This window comes from Rhodoferax sp. (assembly GCF_030646845.1).
GTDB lineage: Bacteria > Pseudomonadota > Gammaproteobacteria > Burkholderiales > Burkholderiaceae_C > Rhodoferax.
Genome location: NZ_JAUSLE010000057.1, coordinates 16,485 through 32,012 on the forward strand (window position 1 = coordinate 16,485; position 15,528 = coordinate 32,012).

18 protein-coding genes and 1 tRNA gene are annotated in these 15,528 nt (G+C 62.4%); 10 read left to right on the forward strand and 9 right to left on the reverse strand.

Features of this window, described 5'->3' with window-relative positions:
• The first annotated feature begins 3 nt into the window (after positions 1 to 3).
• The 4 genes from otnK to Q7T10_RS13695 are packed head-to-tail and all read left to right on the forward strand — an operon-like array spanning position 4 to position 3,705.
• A complete protein-coding gene (gene otnK / locus Q7T10_RS13680) occupies positions 4 to 1,299 on the forward strand; it encodes a 3-oxo-tetronate kinase (protein WP_304749215.1) in 1,296 nt (431 codons plus the stop codon).
• On the forward strand, positions 1,296 to 1,979 hold the full coding sequence (locus Q7T10_RS13685) for an aldolase (protein ID WP_304749172.1): 684 nt from the start codon (positions 1,296 to 1,298) through the stop codon (positions 1,977 to 1,979). Before otnK ends, Q7T10_RS13685 begins: the two co-directional genes overlap by 4 nt.
• Positions 1,980 to 1,984: 5 nt before the next feature.
• On the forward strand, positions 1,985 to 2,782 hold the full coding sequence (otnI, locus tag Q7T10_RS13690) for a 2-oxo-tetronate isomerase (protein WP_304749175.1): 798 nt from the start codon (positions 1,985 to 1,987) through the stop codon (positions 2,780 to 2,782).
• 17 nt (positions 2,783 to 2,799) lie between these two features.
• Complete coding sequence (locus Q7T10_RS13695; RefSeq protein WP_304749177.1) at positions 2,800 to 3,705, forward strand: NAD(P)-dependent oxidoreductase; 906 nt, start codon at positions 2,800 to 2,802, stop codon at positions 3,703 to 3,705.
• Positions 3,706 to 3,720: 15 nt separating this feature from the next.
• Here the strand turns inward: Q7T10_RS13695 and Q7T10_RS13700 are convergent, their stop codons facing one another.
• Positions 3,721 to 5,412, reverse strand: coding sequence for an electron transfer flavoprotein-ubiquinone oxidoreductase (locus Q7T10_RS13700; protein WP_304749181.1), 1,692 nt, complete (start codon positions 5,410 to 5,412; stop codon positions 3,721 to 3,723).
• A 136-nt stretch (positions 5,413 to 5,548) separates the two neighbouring features.
• Between Q7T10_RS13700 and Q7T10_RS13705 the strand changes: the two genes are divergently transcribed.
• Genes Q7T10_RS13705 through Q7T10_RS13715 form a run of 3 tightly spaced genes read left to right on the forward strand, consistent with a single transcriptional unit; the run spans position 5,549 to position 7,695 of the window.
• Complete coding sequence (locus Q7T10_RS13705) at positions 5,549 to 6,331, forward strand: SDR family oxidoreductase (protein ID WP_304749183.1); 783 nt, start codon at positions 5,549 to 5,551, stop codon at positions 6,329 to 6,331.
• Entirely contained in the window at positions 6,332 to 7,234 is a 903-nt protein-coding gene (locus Q7T10_RS13710) for a DMT family transporter (RefSeq protein ID WP_304749185.1), read from the forward strand.
• A 41-nt stretch (positions 7,235 to 7,275) separates the two neighbouring features.
• On the forward strand, positions 7,276 to 7,695 hold the full coding sequence (locus Q7T10_RS13715; RefSeq protein WP_304749188.1) for a thioesterase family protein: 420 nt from the start codon (positions 7,276 to 7,278) through the stop codon (positions 7,693 to 7,695).
• Between the two features lie 66 nt (positions 7,696 to 7,761).
• Here Q7T10_RS13715 and Q7T10_RS13720 read toward each other — a convergent pair whose 3' ends face one another.
• Entirely contained in the window at positions 7,762 to 8,334 is a 573-nt protein-coding gene (locus Q7T10_RS13720) for a peroxidase-related enzyme (RefSeq protein WP_304749190.1), read from the reverse strand.
• A 74-nt stretch (positions 8,335 to 8,408) separates the two neighbouring features.
• Between Q7T10_RS13720 and Q7T10_RS13725 the strand changes: the two genes are divergently transcribed.
• Positions 8,409 to 8,786, forward strand: a complete 378-nt coding sequence (locus Q7T10_RS13725; RefSeq protein WP_304749193.1) for a carboxymuconolactone decarboxylase family protein — start codon at positions 8,409 to 8,411, stop codon at positions 8,784 to 8,786.
• A gap of 2 nt (positions 8,787 to 8,788) precedes the next feature.
• Here Q7T10_RS13725 and Q7T10_RS13730 read toward each other — a convergent pair whose 3' ends face one another.
• The 3 genes from Q7T10_RS13730 to Q7T10_RS13740 all read right to left on the reverse strand — a co-directional run bounded on the left by Q7T10_RS13730 (position 8,789) and on the right by Q7T10_RS13740 (position 12,527).
• Positions 8,789 to 10,606, reverse strand: a complete 1,818-nt coding sequence (locus Q7T10_RS13730) for a CHAT domain-containing protein (RefSeq protein WP_304749196.1) — start codon at positions 10,604 to 10,606, stop codon at positions 8,789 to 8,791.
• Positions 10,603 to 11,922 carry a hypothetical protein gene (locus Q7T10_RS13735; RefSeq protein WP_304749199.1) on the reverse strand — a complete coding sequence of 440 codons (1,320 nt, stop codon included), beginning with the start codon at positions 11,920 to 11,922 and terminating at the stop codon, positions 10,603 to 10,605. The genes Q7T10_RS13730 and Q7T10_RS13735 overlap by 4 nt, the downstream gene beginning before the upstream one ends.
• Before the next feature lie 62 nt (positions 11,923 to 11,984).
• Positions 11,985 to 12,527: a PAS and helix-turn-helix domain-containing protein gene (locus Q7T10_RS13740; protein ID WP_304749202.1), complete on the reverse strand. Its 543-nt coding sequence runs from the start codon at positions 12,525 to 12,527 to the stop codon at positions 11,985 to 11,987.
• A gap of 101 nt (positions 12,528 to 12,628) precedes the next feature.
• Here Q7T10_RS13740 and Q7T10_RS13745 point away from each other — a divergent pair, with 101 nt between their 5' ends.
• Positions 12,629 to 13,336 (forward strand): CoA transferase subunit A, encoded by a 708-nt coding sequence (locus Q7T10_RS13745; RefSeq protein WP_304749204.1) that lies wholly within the window; start codon positions 12,629 to 12,631, stop codon positions 13,334 to 13,336.
• A 2-nt stretch (positions 13,337 to 13,338) separates the two neighbouring features.
• Entirely contained in the window at positions 13,339 to 13,977 is a 639-nt protein-coding gene (locus Q7T10_RS13750) for a 3-oxoacid CoA-transferase subunit B (RefSeq protein WP_304749207.1), read from the forward strand.
• Position 13,978: 1 nt separating this feature from the next.
• Here the strand turns inward: Q7T10_RS13750 and Q7T10_RS13755 are convergent, their stop codons facing one another.
• The 4 genes from Q7T10_RS13755 to Q7T10_RS13770 form a co-directional block, all read right to left on the reverse strand.
• Positions 13,979 to 14,746 carry a transferase gene (locus Q7T10_RS13755; protein WP_304749210.1) on the reverse strand — a complete coding sequence of 256 codons (768 nt, stop codon included), beginning with the start codon at positions 14,744 to 14,746 and terminating at the stop codon, positions 13,979 to 13,981.
• Positions 14,747 to 14,755: 9 nt separating this feature from the next.
• Positions 14,756 to 14,829, reverse strand: a tRNA-Gly gene (locus tag Q7T10_RS13760).
• Between the two features lie 30 nt (positions 14,830 to 14,859).
• Positions 14,860 to 15,291 carry a DsrE family protein gene (locus Q7T10_RS13765; RefSeq protein WP_304749212.1) on the reverse strand — a complete coding sequence of 144 codons (432 nt, stop codon included), beginning with the start codon at positions 15,289 to 15,291 and terminating at the stop codon, positions 14,860 to 14,862.
• Positions 15,288 to 15,528, reverse strand: a 241-nt coding sequence (locus tag Q7T10_RS13770) for an aldehyde dehydrogenase family protein (RefSeq protein WP_304749213.1), incomplete at its 5' end; no start/stop codon positions are given. The genes Q7T10_RS13770 and Q7T10_RS13765, both read right to left, overlap by 4 nt.

Here is a 15,528-nt window from a genome sequence, read left to right on the forward strand (position 1 = left end):
GGCGTGGGGGCCATGCTATTGGGGTGCATCGCCGACGACTTCACCGGCGCCACCGATCTGGCCAATAACCTGGTGCGCGCCGGCATGCGCGTGGTGCAAGCCATCGGCGTGCCAGCGCAGCCGCTGGACTCGGACGCCGACGCCGTGGTGATCGCGTTGAAGTCGCGCACCTTGCCGGTGGAGGAAGCCATTGCACAGTCGCTGGCGGCGCTGCGCTGGCTGAAGGCGCAGGGCGCGCGGCAGATCTACTTCAAGTACTGCTCCACGTTTGACAGCACGGCGCAAGGCAATATCGGCCCGGTGACGGAGGCTTTGCAGGATGCGCTGGCCGGTGTCCCGGGCAGCGACTTCACCATCGCCACGCCGGCCTTCCCGGACAACCAGCGCACCGTGTTCAAGGGCCATTTGTTCGTCGGCGACGTGTTGCTCAATGAGAGCGGCATGCAAAACCACCCGCTCACCTCCATGACCGATGCCAACCTGGTGCGCGTGCTGCAAGCGCAATGCCGCCGCAAGGTGGGTCTGATCGACTACAAAGTGGTGGCGCAGGGTGAGGTGGCCATTCGCGAGCGCATTGAGCAATTGCGCGCTCAGGGCGTAGCCGTGGCGGTAGTCGATGCGATTTCCAACGATGACCTGATGCGCCTGGGCCCGGCGCTCAAAGGCATGCCGCTGGTGACCGCCGGCTCGGGGGTTGCGATTGGCTTGCCTGGGAATTTCGGGATTGTGCCCTCAAGCACTGCCAGCACGTTGCCCGCCGCCACCGGCCTGCAGGCGGTGGTGTCGGGCAGCTGCTCACTGGCGACCAATCGGCAGGTGCAGGCGTTCATCCAGGCGGGCCATCCGGCGTTGGCAGTCGATCCCTTGCGGCTTGCCACCCAGGGGGCCACTGGCGTGGATGTGGTGGCCGAAGCTCTGGCCTGGGCTGAACCACTGCTGAACCAGGGGCCCGTGCTCATTTATTCGTCGGCTGACGCAACGGCGGTCAAGTCCGTGCAGGGGCAGCTGGGTGTTGAAGCCGCTGGCGCTTTGGTAGAACGCACCCTGGCTGCGATCGCGGGGGGGCTGGTGACGCGCGGAGTGCGCCAGTTGGTGGTGGCCGGTGGTGAAACCTCCGGCGCCTGCGTGCAGGCCTTGAACATCACGCAAATGAAGATCGGACCGCAAATTGACCCCGGTGTGCCCTGGTGTCACGCACATACCGAGGCTGCGCCGCGCGAGGGTCTGCACCTGACGCTGAAATCTGGCAACTTTGGTGCTGACGACTTCTTCAGCAAAGCTTTTGCGGTGCTGGCATGAACGAGTCCGAGGCGCGCCAGGAAATTTGCCGCGTCGGTCGCAGTCTGTTTGAGCGTGGCTACGTGCATGCCACAGCTGGCAATATCAGCGTGCGGCTGGATGAGTCAGAAGGCGGCGGCTTCCTGATTACTCCCACCGATGCCTGCCTGGGTTTTCTCGATCCCGCCCGGCTGGCCCGACTGGATGCGCAGGCGCAGCAGCTGAGCGGCGATAGAGCTAGCAAAACTATAGCGTTACATGCCCAAATTTATAGGACTGCAGGCCAATTCGATGCTGAAACCCGGTGCGTGATCCACACCCACAGCACGCACTGCGTGGCGCTGACTTTGCGGCCCCAAGTCCATGCGCACCCGGAATTGTTGCCCGCCGTGACTCCCTACTTTGTAATGAAGGTCGGCCATGTGCCTGTGATTGCCTACCACCGCCCTGGCGACCCTGAAGCGGCGCAGCAGGTGGCGCAAGCTATTTCACGCTATGGTGAAGCCGGCACGCCGATCCGCGCCGTCATGCTGGAGCGCCTGGGCCCCAACGTCTGGCACGACTCGCCCGCCGCCGCCATGGCTACGCTTGAAGAGCTTGATGAAACCGCCCGGCTGGTGAGCCAGAGCGCCTGCGCGATCGTGCCCCTGACCGAACCCCAAATTGAACAACTGCGCCAAACCTTCGGTGCCCGCTGGTGAACCTTATGCCTAAATTTGCAGCCAACTTGTCCATGCTCTACCCTGAGCTTGATTTTCTGGATCGTTTCGAAGCCGCCGCAAAAGACGGTTTCAAAGCCGTCGAGTACCTTTTTCCCTATGCGTTCGAGAGCCGAGATATCGCGGCATGCCTCAAGGCACATGGCCTGCAGCAGGTCTTGTTCAATGCGCCCCCCGGCGACTGGGACGCTGGTGAGCGCGGTCTGGCCTGCCTGCCCGGGCGCGAAGCCGAATTCCGCGCGGGCATCGGCAAGGCGCTTGATTACGCAGCGGCCTTGGACTGCCCGCGCATCCACGTGATGGCAGGGCTGCTGCCCGCTGGCACCGCGCACGAAACGCTTTACCCGACCTATGTCAGTCAACTGCGCTGGGCCGCTGCAGAGGCCGCCAAGCAGGGCATCGATGTGCTGATCGAGCCGATCAACACGCGTGATATTGCGCGCTTCTACCTGAACCGCCAGGATCATGCCCATCAGGTGCTGGCCGACGTGGGTGCAGTGAACCTGAAGGTGCAGATGGATCTGTACCACTGCCAGGTGGTGGAGGGTGACGTGGCGATGAAGCTGCGTCAGTACCTGCCGACCGGCCGTGTCGGTCACATCCAGATTGCGGGCGTGCCGCAGCGGCACGAACCCGATCTGGGTGAACTGAACTACGCCTATCTGTTCTCTGTACTGGACGAATTGGGCTACGACGGCTGGGTCGGTTGCGAGTACCGGCCTGCGAGAGGCACGCAAGCCGGTGGCACGTCCGCCGGACTGGGTTGGCTCAAACCCTACCTCTAAGGTCAAGGATTCTCTTCATGGCAAAAACTGTCGGATTTATTGGTCTGGGGATGATGGGCCGGGGCATGGCAAAGCATGTGCTTGGAAGCGGGCATCCGGTCGCATTGCTCTTGCGTTCGAAGGAAGACGAGGTACGCTGCGCGGACCTGCTTGCAGGTGGTGCACGGCCCCTGAAGACAGCCGCCGAGGTAGCGGCCGCAGCCGACATCGTCATCATTTGCGTGCCTGGATCGCCACAAGTCGAAGATGTCGTGTTTGCGGACCATGGCCTGCTGCAAGGCATCAAACCGGAATGCGTGGTGGTGGATTGCTCGACTTCCCTGCCTGAGTCCACACGGCGCGTGGCGGCGGCCATTGCCACCCGGGGTGGCCTCTTTCTTGACGCCGCCATGACCGGGACGCCCAAAGACGCCGATGAAGGCAACATCAACCTGCTGGTCGGTGGTGACTCGGCGGTGCTGGCGAGCGTTCGCCCTGTTTTTGACACGTTTGCAAAAAATATCTACGAGTGCGGCGCAGTCAGCTCCGGGCACACCACCAAGCTGCTGCACCAGTTCGTCGTGCTCGGCAACGCCGCCATTCTGGCCGAGGCTTTTTCCTGTGCTGGAAAAACTGGGGTGAACCTCGAGGTCCTGTGCGATGTGATCGCCTCCGGCGGCGCGAACAGCACTGCCTTCCAGCGCTTACGTCCCTTTGTGCTCGAAGGTAACGATCAGCTTTTCCGCTTTTCGCTGGCCAATGCGCACAAGGATATGCATTACTACGCCCGGATGACCGGCGAGGCCAAGGCCGTATCATTCATCGGTGATGCCGTGCATAACACCTACACGGTGGCCGCCAACCTTGGCTATGCAACGCAATTCGTGCCACATTTGGTGAGCAGCCTGAACAAGCTCAACGGGCCGACAACAAGCTCGGCATAGGGAACGTGGCGACCTCTACATCCCTGCGTAGTTGGGTCCGCCGCCGCCCTCGGGCGTCACCCACACGATGTTCTGGGTCGGGTCCTTGATGTCGCAGGTCTTGCAGTGCACGCAGTTCTGCGCGTTGATCTGCAGGCGGTCCGTGTTGTCTTCGTTCTTGACGAACTCATACACGCCGGCCGGGCAATAGCGGGCTTCCGGGCCGGCGAACTTCGCCAGGTTGATGCTCACGGGAACGGACGCATCCCGCAAGGTCAAGTGCGCGGGCTGCTGTTCCTCGTGGTTGGTGTTGCTGATGAACACGCTGCTCAGGCGGTCAAACGTGAGCTTGCCGTCCGGCTTGGGGTAGACGATGGGCTGGCACTCGGCCGCGGGTTTGAGGTACACGTGGTCGGGCTTGTCGCGACGCAGCGTCCAGGGAATGTGGCCGCGCATCACGAACTGCTCGATGCCGTTCATCAGGGTGGCCACCGTCAGGCCCTTCTTGAACCAGCTCTTGAAGTTGCGCGACTTGTTGAGCTCCGTGTAGAGCCAGCTTTTCTCGAACGCTTCGGGGTAGGCGCTCAGTTCGTCATGCTGGCGCCCTGCGGTGACGGCGTCATAGGCGGCCTCTGCCGCCAGCATGCCGGTCTTGATGGCCGCGTGGCTGCCCTTGATGCGGCTCACATTCAGGTAGCCGGCATCGCAGCCCACCAGCGCACCGCCCGGGAACACGGATTTGGGCAGCGACATCAGGCCGCCCGCCGTGATGGCGCGGGCACCGTAGCCCAGGCGCTTGGCATTGACTTCGCCTTTGTCGTTCTCAAAGTAGTAGCGGATATTGGGGTGGGTTTTCCAGCGCTGGAATTCCTCGAACGGGCTCAGGTAAGGGTTGCTGTAATCCAGTCCGGTCACAAAGCCGATGGCCACTTTATTGCCTTCCATGTGGTACATGAAGGCACCGCCGTAGGTGCTCTGGTCCATGGGCCAGCCTGCGGTGTGCAAGACAAAGCCGGGGGTGTGGCGGGAGGGGTCAATCTCCCAGAGTTCCTTGATGCCGATACCGTAGGTCTGCGGATCACAACCGTCATCGAGCTTGAATCTGGCGATGAGCTGCTTGCCCAGGTGGCCGCGCGCGCCCTCGGCAAACACGGTGTACTTGGCCAGCAACTCCATGCCAAGCTGGAAATTCTCGGTCGGCTCGCCATCCTTGCCCACGCCCATGTTGCCGGTGGCCACGCCCCTCACCGATCCATCGTCGTTGTAGAGCACTTCAGCGGCGGCAAAGCCGGGGAAGATTTCGACGCCCAGGTTCTCGGCCTGCTCGGCCAGCCAGCGGGTCAGCGCGCCCAGGCTGATGATGTAGTTGCCGTGGTTCTGCGCGCATTCGGGCAACAGGAAGTTGGGCGTGCGAAAGCCGGATGTCTCACCCAGGAAGCTCCAGGCATCGTCGGTGACCGGCTGGTTCAGCGGGGCGCCCATTTCTTTCCACTTCGGGAACAGTTCAGTCAGGGCCTGCGGGTCCATGATGGCGCCCGAGAGAATGTGGGCGCCGGGCTCTGAGCCTTTCTCCAGGACCACCACCGAGATGTCCTTGCCTTTTTCGGTGGCCAGTTGCTTGAGACGGATGGCAGTTGCCAGACCGCCCGGGCCGCCACCGACGACGACGACGTCGTACTCCATTGCTTCACGGGGGCCGAACTGGGCCAGAATTTCCTGGTTGGTCATGGTGTGTCTCGCTTGATAATGTTGATATGGCTGGTATTCAAACCGTGACCAGGGGCTATCGATGCTGCGGCTGATTTTATTCGGTGAATTGGCGCATTCAGACGGCCGTTCTTCTTGTTTTGTGGAGACTCTCTAAATGGCTTACAGCATTGATCTTTCGGGCCGGGTGGCTTTTGTCACCGGCGCCTCCAGTGGATTGGGAGCCCAGTTTGCCAGAACACTCTCAAACGCCGGTGCTGCCGTGGTGCTGGCGAGTCGCCGGGTTGACAGGCTCAAGGACCTGCGGTCCCAGATTGAAGGCGAGGGCGGCGACGCCCACGTGATTGAGCTGGACGTGACCGACGTCGATTCCATCAAGTCGGCGGTGGCGCATGCCGAGACCGAAGTCGGCTCCATCGATATCCTGATCAACAACTCCGGCGTCAGCACCACGCAGCGCATCCAGGATGTGTCGGAAGACGATTTCGATCGCATGTTCAACACCAACGTCCGCGGCGCGTTCTTTATGGCGCAGGAGGTTGGCAAGCGCATGCTGGCGCGGGCGCAAGGGTCGGCACCCGGCACTTATACCGGCGGGCGCATCGTCAACATCGCCTCCATGGCGGGCTTGCGCGTGCTGCCGAAAATCGGTGTCTATGCCATGAGCAAGGCCGCCGTAGTGCAGATGACGAAGGCCATGGCGCTGGAGTGGGGCAAGCACGGCATCAACGTCAACGCCATCTGCCCCGGCTATATCGACACCGAAATCAACCACCACCACTGGAAGACTGAACAGGGCAAGAAGCTGATGCAGATGCTGCCACGCAAGCGGGTCGGGCAGGCGAAGGACCTGGACGCCCTGCTGGTCATGCTGTGTGCCAACGAGAGTCACTTCATCAACGGGGCGGTGATCTCGGCTGACGATGGATTTGGCGTTTGAATGCTGAAAGGTATTCTGGCGGGCCTGGCGGCCGGGGCGTTGTGGGGCTGGGTGTTTGTCGCGCCGCGCATGACGCCGGGTCTGTCATCGGTTGATTTGACCGCCGGTCGTTTTGTGAGTTTTGGTGTCATGGCGGCGCTGGTGATGGCGTTCACGCGGGCGACGCACAAGCTGCCCACGACGGCGCAGGCGCTGGCCGCACTGGGCATGAGCGTGCTGGGCTTCAGTGGTTACTACCTGCTGCTGGTATTGGCCATCCATCGCGCGGGCACTGAGGTGCCAACCCTCATTATTGGCACGATTCCGATCTGGGTGATGCTGCTGGGCAAGCCGCTTGGCCTGAAGTGGGCCACCCTGTTGCCGGGGCTGGTGCTGACCGCTGCCGGGCTGGTGTTGATGATGAATGTGCCCCTCGGCGTGCCGCAGGTGGTCCCAGCCCCGTCTGGTAGCCACTACTGGCAGGGGATTGCGCTGGCCATCGCCGCGGCGGTCTGCTGGACGGCATTTGCCATCCTCAATGCGGCCTGGCTCAAGCGCCACCCGGAAGTGAATGCGACCGAATGGGCCAACTGGCTTGGCATTGCCACCGGCGTGGGCGCGGTACTGCTCTGGTTGGTCGCGGGCTCGAGCACCAATGAGCTTCTGGCCCTCGACAATATTGGGCTGATAGCTATTATTTGTGTAGCAACGGGCATCGGCTCGGCCTGGATTGCCACCATTCTCTGGAACATCGCCAGTCAGCGGCTGAGCGCCAGTCTGTGCGGCCAACTGATTGTGAGCGAGACCCTGTTCGCGCTGCTGTACTCGCTGGTGTGGGACGGCACCTGGCCCGGCGGGCTGCAACTGCTCGCTGCCGTGCTGTTTACGCTGGGTATTCTTGCGTCCGTCAGGGCGCATCGGTGATGCCCCGTCGGCGGTGCCCCTCATTTGTCAAGGAATAGACCATGAAATTCGAGATTCCAGAGCAGAAAAAGCTCGTGTACCAGATGCTCATCCCCATTCGCTGGGGCGACATGGACGCCATGAACCATGTCAACAACACCATCTACTTCCGCTACCTGGAAACCTGCCGTATTGACTGGATGAATTCCATCGGCTGCCTGCCCGACCCGCAGGGTGAGGGGCCGGTGATCGTCAACGCGTTCTGCAACTTCTACAAGCAGCTCGAGTTCCCCGGTGATGTGCTGCTCAAAATGTATGTCAGCGACCCCGGGCGCACCACCTTTGAGAGCTGGGCCACGATGGAGCGGGCCGACCAGCCCGGCGTGATTTATGCGGCAGGGGGTGCCACGACGATCTGGGTGGATTTTCCGAAGCAGAAAGCCCAGACCCTGCCCGACTGGATGCGCGCGATTGTCAGCTGATGTTTATGAGAAATCAGCCTCCAGCCCTTGTGCACTATGCCTTGTTAGCTATAGTTTGTATAGCAACTACTTGGCTCGGGGTGCGCGCCCCATCACATAGAACTCCGGGTTGGGCAGCATGTTGCTGAACGAGGCGATGCGGTTGGACAGGCCAAAGAACGCCGTGATGGCGGCAATGTCCCACGCGTCTTCGTCGTTGAAGCCGTGGGCGTGCAGGGCGGCGAAATCAGCGTCCTCGATCTCGTCGGATTTGAGGCAGACCTTCATCGCAAAATCCAGCATGGCGCGCTGGCGCGGCGTGATGTCGGCCTTGCGGTAGTTCACCGCCACCTGGTCGGCCACCAGCGGCTTCTTCTCGTAGATGCGCAGGATGGCACCGTGCGCCACCACGCAATACAGGCACTTGTTGGCGGCGCTGGTGGTGGTGACGATCATCTCGCGGTCGCCCTTGGTCAGGCGCGAGTCTTCTTTCAGCATCAGGGCGTCGTGGTAGGCAAAGAAGGCGCGCCACTCGGCGGGGCGCCGCGCCAGCGCCAGAAACACGTTGGGCACGAAGCCGGCTTTCTCCTGCACCTCCAGCACTTTGGCGCGGATGTCATCGGGCAGGTCTTTGAGTTCTGGAGCGGGGTAGCGGGCCATGGTGTGTCCTGGTGTTCAAAACTGGGATTATCCTGTGCCATTGCGCCAACTCGAACCCACCGGAGAAACAAGACATGGATTCACAATTTGACAAAGGCCTGGCCACCCGCAAACAGGTCATGGGCGAAGACTTTGTCGCCAACGCCCTGGGCAAGGCGACCGACTTCACGATGGCGATGCAACAGTACATCACCCGCAATGCCTGGGGCGACGTGTGGCAACGCGAGGGCCTGGACCTGAAGACCCGCAGCCTGATTACCGTGGCCATGCTCACGGCCCTGGGCAAGCAGCACGAACTCAAGGGCCATGTGCGCGGGGCGCTGAACAACGGCGCCACCACCGCGGAGATCCAGGAGGTGCTGTTGCATGCCAGCATCTACTGCGGCGTGCCGTCGGCGGTGGAGGCGTTTCGCAGTGCCGCCGAGGTGGTGGACGGGCCCGGCAAAGCCTGAACTCAGCCCTCCGTCAGCCGAAATGTCGGGTCGCCATAAAGCACATAGGCCGCCCAGGTGCTGACGTCGGCAAACTCGCGCCGGATCTCGGCCCGGGCGCGGCGCAAGGCCTCGCCGGTCGGGTCGCCTGCGAGCACATAGGTGTAGAACTTGACCGCCAGCGCGGCGGCCGCCTGGTCGTACACCGGCCACAGCGAACCAATGCATCCCAGGGCGCCGCTGTAGACGAACGCCGATGCCAGCCCGACCACCGGATCGGGGTTTCGCAGCAAATAGGACACCTGCTGGGCATCGCTGTCGCGGGCGACCGCGCCGGACTCGCACGCGTTCAGGAACACCAGTGAGCCGCCCCGGCTGAGCCGGCGGATCTTGTCAGCCGTGAGCACGCTGTCCTTCAGCACCAGGCCGCTTTGCCCCGGCGTCGCCGTGTCGAAGAACGCGTGCCCGGCGAAGTGTATGAAGTCAAACGAGGGTTCCTCCATCAGCACCTGGTTGAGCCGGGAATTGGTGGCGTTGGCGGGATCAAGGCGCACGATGTCCAGCGGCCAGCCGGACCTGGCCGCAAGCGCCGTGAGCTCGTCGGCGATGGTCTGCACCTCGTCTGCCGCAGCCGGGAGATTGCCGTGCGGGTCGGAATGGATCAGCAGCATGCGGCGTCCCTGTGCGGCATCGGGCCGGCGGCGCCGGCGCATGGTCGGGAACACCTCACCCAGCGGCATGCGGGAGACCGACTTGCTCAGGCACAGGAACTGAGGCTCTTCGACATCCTCGCCCTCCGGTTCGTCCAGGCAGATCAACTCCCAGGGCAGGGCCAGGTCATTGGTCGTGACGCTGAAGGACCAGTCCTGCGAACGCAGCAGCTCATGCATTTGCTCCGGAATCACGGTCCTGAGCATGAAGCGGCCCAGGTTCTTTATCTCGGTGCTGAAATCCGTGGCATCGGGGCCGGGCAGGGCGGCGGCGTCCGTCGCGGCGGCGCTTGGCACTGCCGTCGTGCCGCCACGCGTCGCATGATCGCGTCGCAAGCGCTGATTGATTCCCGAGGTGATGGCGCTGACCCGCGCCACCAGATCATCCCGATCGGCACGGGTGACCTGCAACACGTCCTGGATGATGTTGATGCCCCGGGTCTGCGTGCGATCGGCGCAGCGCAGCAGCACCCGGTACTCAAAATTATCGTCGTCAATGCGCGTCTGCATGATCAGCAGGTCGGCCTGCTTGACCAGCGACTTCACCCGGCTGACCTGCGTCTCGGCCTGGTGCACCCGTTGTGCGAAGCGGGTGATCGCCAGCGCGGCCATATCGCGCAGGTTGCGCAAATTGGCATACATGCGTTCGGTCAACGCCGCGCGCAGGCTCGCCAGCCGGGCGCGCGCCGCCTTCAATTCTTCTTCCAGCGCACCGAACGGTGCACCATCCTGGCGCGCACCGTCGACCACTCGGGCCAGCTCGGCCACCTCGTTCTCCCAGGACTTGAGCTGCGAGCCCGCTTCCTGCACCAGTTCAGCCTGCAGGTGGCATTTCTTTTCCAGATCGGGCAGCAGGTCGGCGACAGACTCCCAGGCCTCGCCGTCCAGCACGGCTTCGATGTCGCTCAGCCGACTCTCGCGATCGCTGCCGGGCAGGGTGCGCAGTTGCTCAAAGCCGGCTGCCAGCCGCTTTTGCACCTCGTCCAGCAGGACGCGCTCACCCACCACCGGCTCAAGCCCGCCCTGCTCCAGCGACTCAACCTGCTGCCTGAAACGCTCCACCAGCCGCTCGCGCTCAAACAGCTTCAGCGTCGCCGCCACCAGCCGGTCCAGGGCATCGGCACCGGTCATGGCGAAGCGTCCTGCTTGAGCGAGCCCGCGGCCTGGTCGATCTGGCGCGCCAGGGCATCAACCTTCTCGCGCAGGGCGTCCGCCTGAAGGCGCCAGTCCGCCTGCGCAGGCGCCATGGCGCTTTGCTCCAGCGCGTTGAGGTTCGCCTGGTAGACCTCGCGCAGGCGCATCAGCTTGGCGAGTTCGCGGTTCAGCACGGGCGGCGCCTGACGCGCGGGTGCCTCGATTGGCGGCGGTGCCAGAAGAAAGCACCCGTCCGGCGGCTGCAGGTAAAAAATCAGCTTGCACCACTCGCCGCTGCCCGGTTGCGCGCGGTCGATCGCCTGCCGCGCTGCGGTCACCGCCAGGTCCAGCGGCAGGCCCGTCACCAGCGCCCGGAACAGCCCGTCGATCACGACGCTGCGGGTTTCCCGCCTTGTGGTCTCGCGAAAGCCGATGGAGGCCGGGATGTGCTTGGCCAGGCTGCGCGCCACCCAGTCGCTGTTGTTGCCGTCCAGCAGCGCCAGCCGCACGCCGGCCCGCCACAGGTCCTCACCCAGCTTGTTGCGGTTCAGCCGCCCATCATCCTGCTCGTTCTCCGCGATCAGCTGCACCTCCTGGCGCAAGCCGCCCGCCTTGCTCACATCCGGCCGCAGCGCGCCCGTGCCAAAGAACACGAAGACGTCAAACTTCTGCGTCGTTAGGGCCTTCTTCAGGCTGGCTCTCGTGGCCGACGGCAGCGTCTGTAGCTGGAGCCGTTGCGGCTGTGCCTGGACCAGTGCCTGCAGCGCCGCCAGATCCGCGTCGGCGCCCAGGCTGCCGTCGGGGTCCGCCGTCACGGCCAGCACCCGCAACTGCGGCAGCGCGGCCAGGGTGGCGTGGCGGTTGTAGCCGTCCGGCCTTGTGCGCACCAGCGCCACGCGGCCCGACAAGGCCACGAAGTCATTGCGCGAACCGTCGAACAGCAACTCCCAGGGCAAGTGCTGCGTGCGTTCGAGGGCGGTCAGGATGCGCAAACGCAGGGCCCGGTTGTCACGGGTCACACGGCCCAGCAGTTCCCACAGCACGCGGCCACGCTCGGCGGAGAACAGGGCGTTGAACAGTGTCGAGCCGAATGCGACCAGCGGGTCAACGCCGATCTGGTTCGACGCGTAGTCCTCCAGCGCCTGCTCGACCTCCTGGCGCGAGAAGGGGACCCGGAAATCGTCGTAGCGCTTGTCCAGCAGGTCGAGAAAAATGGTGTCGCCCTGCGCGTTCAGCGCAACAGACACGTCCTCCAGTCCTGTTGATTCGAAGTTGCCCGGCATCATGATGAGAATCATCTTAAATAGATGCACCCCGGCTGTTGTAGATATTTATCAAACAAGCGCACCGGTCCCGGCGCGAGGGTGACCCTGCCTTAGCCCACCATCAGTTTGTGGACCAGATCGCCCGTATTGGAGGCCCCGTATTTGCGCATCAGCCGGGCCCGGTAGATTTCGACAGTGCGGTGGCTGATGGCCAGCACCTTGCCAATTTCCTTGGATGTCAGGCCGTCCATCAGATGGGCGGCCACTTCGCGTTCACGCGCTGTGAGCTCGGCCTTGACCGGGCGGCGTGAGCTCAGGTCTTCAAAGGTCCAGATGCCGGCCTCATGCGGCACGGACTGGTTGAGCGCCCGTCCGGTCACATGGCACCAGAACGTTTCGCCGCTTGAGCGCTTCATGATGCGGTTGTCCGCATAGGTGCCGCTGCGGTTCAGAATGGGCGCGATGCGCAGGCCGGCGCGCTCAAACTCGATGGCGCTGGGGTACAGGACCTGAAACGACTGCCCCACCAGCAATTCGCGTGATGCGCCAAACATCTCGCACACATGGCGGTTGCAGTCCACAATGGCACGGTTGCGTGAGAGCACCAGTCCGACCGGGGCCAGCTCGAAGGCAAGACGGTAATCAACATCCATGGGTGGGTGTGCAGTGCAGATCAGGGTTTGTACTTTACGGAAAACTACGTATGTAGCTAAGTAGTATCGTACGGAAATTGTTTCTTAGAAGGAGATGAACAGTGAACAAGATTTACCCAAGCGCGGTCAAGGCGCTGGAAGGCATCGTCCGCGATGGCCAACTCATGGCTGTTGGCGGATTTGGCCTGTGCGGGATCCCCGAAGCGCTGATTGACGCCCTGCGCGACAGCGGCGCGAAAGGCCTCACGGTCATCTCCAACAACGCCGGCGTCGACGGGTTTGGCCTGGGCAAGCTGCTGGAGACGCGTCAGATCACGAAGATGATCTCCAGCTACGTGGGCGAGAACAAGGAATTTGAGCGGCAATACCTCGCCGGTGAATTGCAGCTCGAGTTCACGCCGCAAGGCACGCTCGCTGAAAAGCTGCGCGCCGGTGGTGCCGGTATCCCGGCCTTTTACACCCGCACCGGTGTGGGCACGCTGGTGGCCGAAGGCAAGGAAACCCGCGAGTTTGATGGCCATGTCTATGTCATGGAGCACGCCCTGCTGCCCGAGGTGTCGCTGGTCAAAGCCTGGAAAGCCGACAAGAGCGGCAATCTGATCTTCCGGCGCACGGCGCGCAACTTCAACCCGGCGGTGGCGATGGCGGGCAAGATCACGGTGGTCGAGGTGGAGGAGATTGTGGAGACCGGTACGTTCGACCCCGATGCAGTGCATCTGCCCGGCATCTATGTGCACCGGATCGTGCTCAATGCGCATCCGGAAAAGCGGATTGAGAAGAGAACCATCACCGAGAAAGCAGGAGTCTGATCATGGCCTGGACACACGACCAAATGGCGGCCAAAGCGGCTGAGGAATTGCAGGACGGGTTTTACGTCAATCTGGGGATTGGCCTGCCGACCCTGGTGGCGAACTTCGTCAGCCCGGACATCGAAGTCTGGCTGCAGAGCGAAAACGGCATGCTGGGCATCGGCCCGTTTCCCACGGAAGATGAAGTGGATGCCGACCTGATCAATGCGGGCAAGCAGACCGTGACGACCATTCCCGGCTCGAGCATTTTTGGCAGCCATGACAGCTTTGCCATGATTCGCGGCGGCAAGATCAACCTGAGCATTCTGGGGGCCATGCAGGTCAGCGAAAAGGGCGACCTGGCCAACTGGATGATTCCCGGCAAGATGGTCAAGGGCATGGGCGGCGCGATGGACCTGGTGGGCGGCGTCAAAAGCGTGGTGGTGCTGATGGAGCACGTGGCAAAAAAGAAGGACGGCACCATTGATCTGAAGATTCTGCCGAGTTGCACCTTGCCGCTCACCGGCGTGGCCGTGGTGGACCGCATCATCACCGATCTGGCCGTGCTGGACGTGACGCCCCATGGCCTGAAGGTGGTGGAGATGGCGCCGGGCGTGACGCGCGAAGAGCTGCAGGCCAAGACCGGCGTGCAGCTGCAATAAGTCAAACGGGTTGTGTGATGTCCCAGGAGATACGCGAAAACTCACGCTGGAGTTGAGCGCGTACTTCTGGGTCGAAGTTCTCAAGCGGATCGCTATCGCGCAGCTCGTCCACTGAAATCCGGCGGCCTTTGCGCGCGAAGACAATGCTGTTGCTTTTTTCTTTTGATGCCACTTCAAGCAGGTTGCCGTCAAATGCCAGTCTGATGCGCCCCGTGAATACCGAGTGGTCGGGGTGGTCGTGATGCAGGTTGACTACCAGGATTCCCTCCGGTGAGAGGGTCTGGAAGCAGTCGTCGTAGAAGCGCTGGGTGCACAGGCTTGGCGCTTGTCCCTCGCTGTCAAAGCCGTCGACCAGCAGCACGTCATACCGGCGGGAGGGATCCGATGACAGCTCCCGCACGAAGTCGGCGCCGTCGGCGCAGATGATGGCGATTCGCTCATCATCTTCGGGTACTTCAAATTCGCGGCGTAATGCGATCACATGGGGGTTGATCTCGACCGCCGTCAGCTGTGCGTCTGGCAGGTGACGGTGACAAAACTTGAGTAGCGAGCCACCGCCCAGCCCAATCATGGCGATGCTGGCCGGATGGCTGTCAAACATCAGAAAGCCCATCATGGTGCGCGTGTAGTCCACCTCCAGCTGCGCGGGTTGCCCGCTGCACATCCGGCTTTGCAGCTGGTCAAGCGTGAAGTACAGGGATTTTTTGCCGTCGGCTGAAAACACGAACGGCGCATCAAACTCAGATGCGCCGGATTCTGTGTGTGCCATGGCGTTGACTGGAGCGGGTGATGAGAATCGAACTCACGTATCGAGCTTGGGAAGCTAGCGTTCTACCATTGAACTACACCCGCGAAGTGGCAGATTATAAGAGCTGACCGGACTCAGGGGCGGACGTAGGCCCAGCCTTCGCCCTGTCTTTTCATGAGCTCAACGACCCCGGCCGGCACATAGCTGATGGCAGTGTTCATGTCAGCCTTGGAGAGTTTCTGGGCTGCCATGGTGTTCTCACAGGCCACGATCTTCACGCCGGACTGGGTCGCTTCTGTCACGCGGTTGCTGGCGGTGGCATCGGCCTTGAGCATGCCAATGCCGGGGCCATAAGCCACGATTTCGATGTCCACCTTGTTGGCACCGAGTTCCTGCTGCACGTTTTTTGCGTTGTTCAGGGCCAGATTCCATTTCGCGGCATCGCCATCGCTCACCTGAAATACGACTTTGGCCTTCGGGGCATCGGCGGCTTGCGCAGTCGTGGCCATCGCGAAGGATGCGCTCAGGGCCAATAGCGTGGCCTGAATAAATGCTTTACGGTTCATTTTTGTATGTCTCCAATACAGAGGTATTTGATCTCAACGTAGTCATCCATGCCGTGGTGCGAGCCTTCCCGGCCCAGCCCTGACTGTTTGACCCCACCGAATGGTACATGCTCGGTGGCGAGGATGCCGACGTTGATGCCCACCATGCCGTACTCCAGCGCTTCGCTGACCCGGAAAACGCGGCCCACGTCGCGGCTGTAGAAGTAGCTGGCCAGGCCGAATTCGGTGTTGTTGGCA

What these genes read in the sequence shown, in the direction of transcription:
- Q7T10_RS13685 (WP_304749172.1), top strand. Translation starts at nt 1,296, where the DNA reads ATGAACGAGTCCGAGGCGCGCCAGGAAATTTGCCGCGTCGGTCGCAGT.
- otnI (WP_304749175.1), top strand. Translation starts at nt 1,985, where the DNA reads ATGCCTAAATTTGCAGCCAACTTGTCCATGCTCTACCCTGAGCTTGAT.
- Q7T10_RS13695 (WP_304749177.1), top strand. Translation starts at nt 2,800, where the DNA reads ATGGCAAAAACTGTCGGATTTATTGGTCTGGGGATGATGGGCCGGGGC.
- Q7T10_RS13700 (WP_304749181.1), bottom strand. Translation starts at nt 5,412, where the DNA reads ATGACCAACCAGGAAATTCTGGCCCAGTTCGGCCCCCGTGAAGCAATG.
- Q7T10_RS13705 (WP_304749183.1), top strand. Translation starts at nt 5,549, where the DNA reads ATGGCTTACAGCATTGATCTTTCGGGCCGGGTGGCTTTTGTCACCGGC.
- Q7T10_RS13710 (WP_304749185.1), top strand. Translation starts at nt 6,332, where the DNA reads ATGCTGAAAGGTATTCTGGCGGGCCTGGCGGCCGGGGCGTTGTGGGGC.
- Q7T10_RS13715 (WP_304749188.1), top strand. Translation starts at nt 7,276, where the DNA reads ATGAAATTCGAGATTCCAGAGCAGAAAAAGCTCGTGTACCAGATGCTC.
- Q7T10_RS13720 (WP_304749190.1), bottom strand. Translation starts at nt 8,334, where the DNA reads ATGGCCCGCTACCCCGCTCCAGAACTCAAAGACCTGCCCGATGACATC.
- Q7T10_RS13725 (WP_304749193.1), top strand. Translation starts at nt 8,409, where the DNA reads ATGGATTCACAATTTGACAAAGGCCTGGCCACCCGCAAACAGGTCATG.
- Q7T10_RS13730 (WP_304749196.1), bottom strand. Translation starts at nt 10,606, where the DNA reads ATGACCGGTGCCGATGCCCTGGACCGGCTGGTGGCGGCGACGCTGAAG.
- Q7T10_RS13740 (WP_304749202.1), bottom strand. Translation starts at nt 12,527, where the DNA reads ATGGATGTTGATTACCGTCTTGCCTTCGAGCTGGCCCCGGTCGGACTG.
- Q7T10_RS13750 (WP_304749207.1), top strand. Translation starts at nt 13,339, where the DNA reads ATGGCCTGGACACACGACCAAATGGCGGCCAAAGCGGCTGAGGAATTG.
- Q7T10_RS13755 (WP_304749210.1), bottom strand. Translation starts at nt 14,746, where the DNA reads ATGGCACACACAGAATCCGGCGCATCTGAGTTTGATGCGCCGTTCGTG.
- Q7T10_RS13765 (WP_304749212.1), bottom strand. Translation starts at nt 15,291, where the DNA reads ATGAACCGTAAAGCATTTATTCAGGCCACGCTATTGGCCCTGAGCGCA.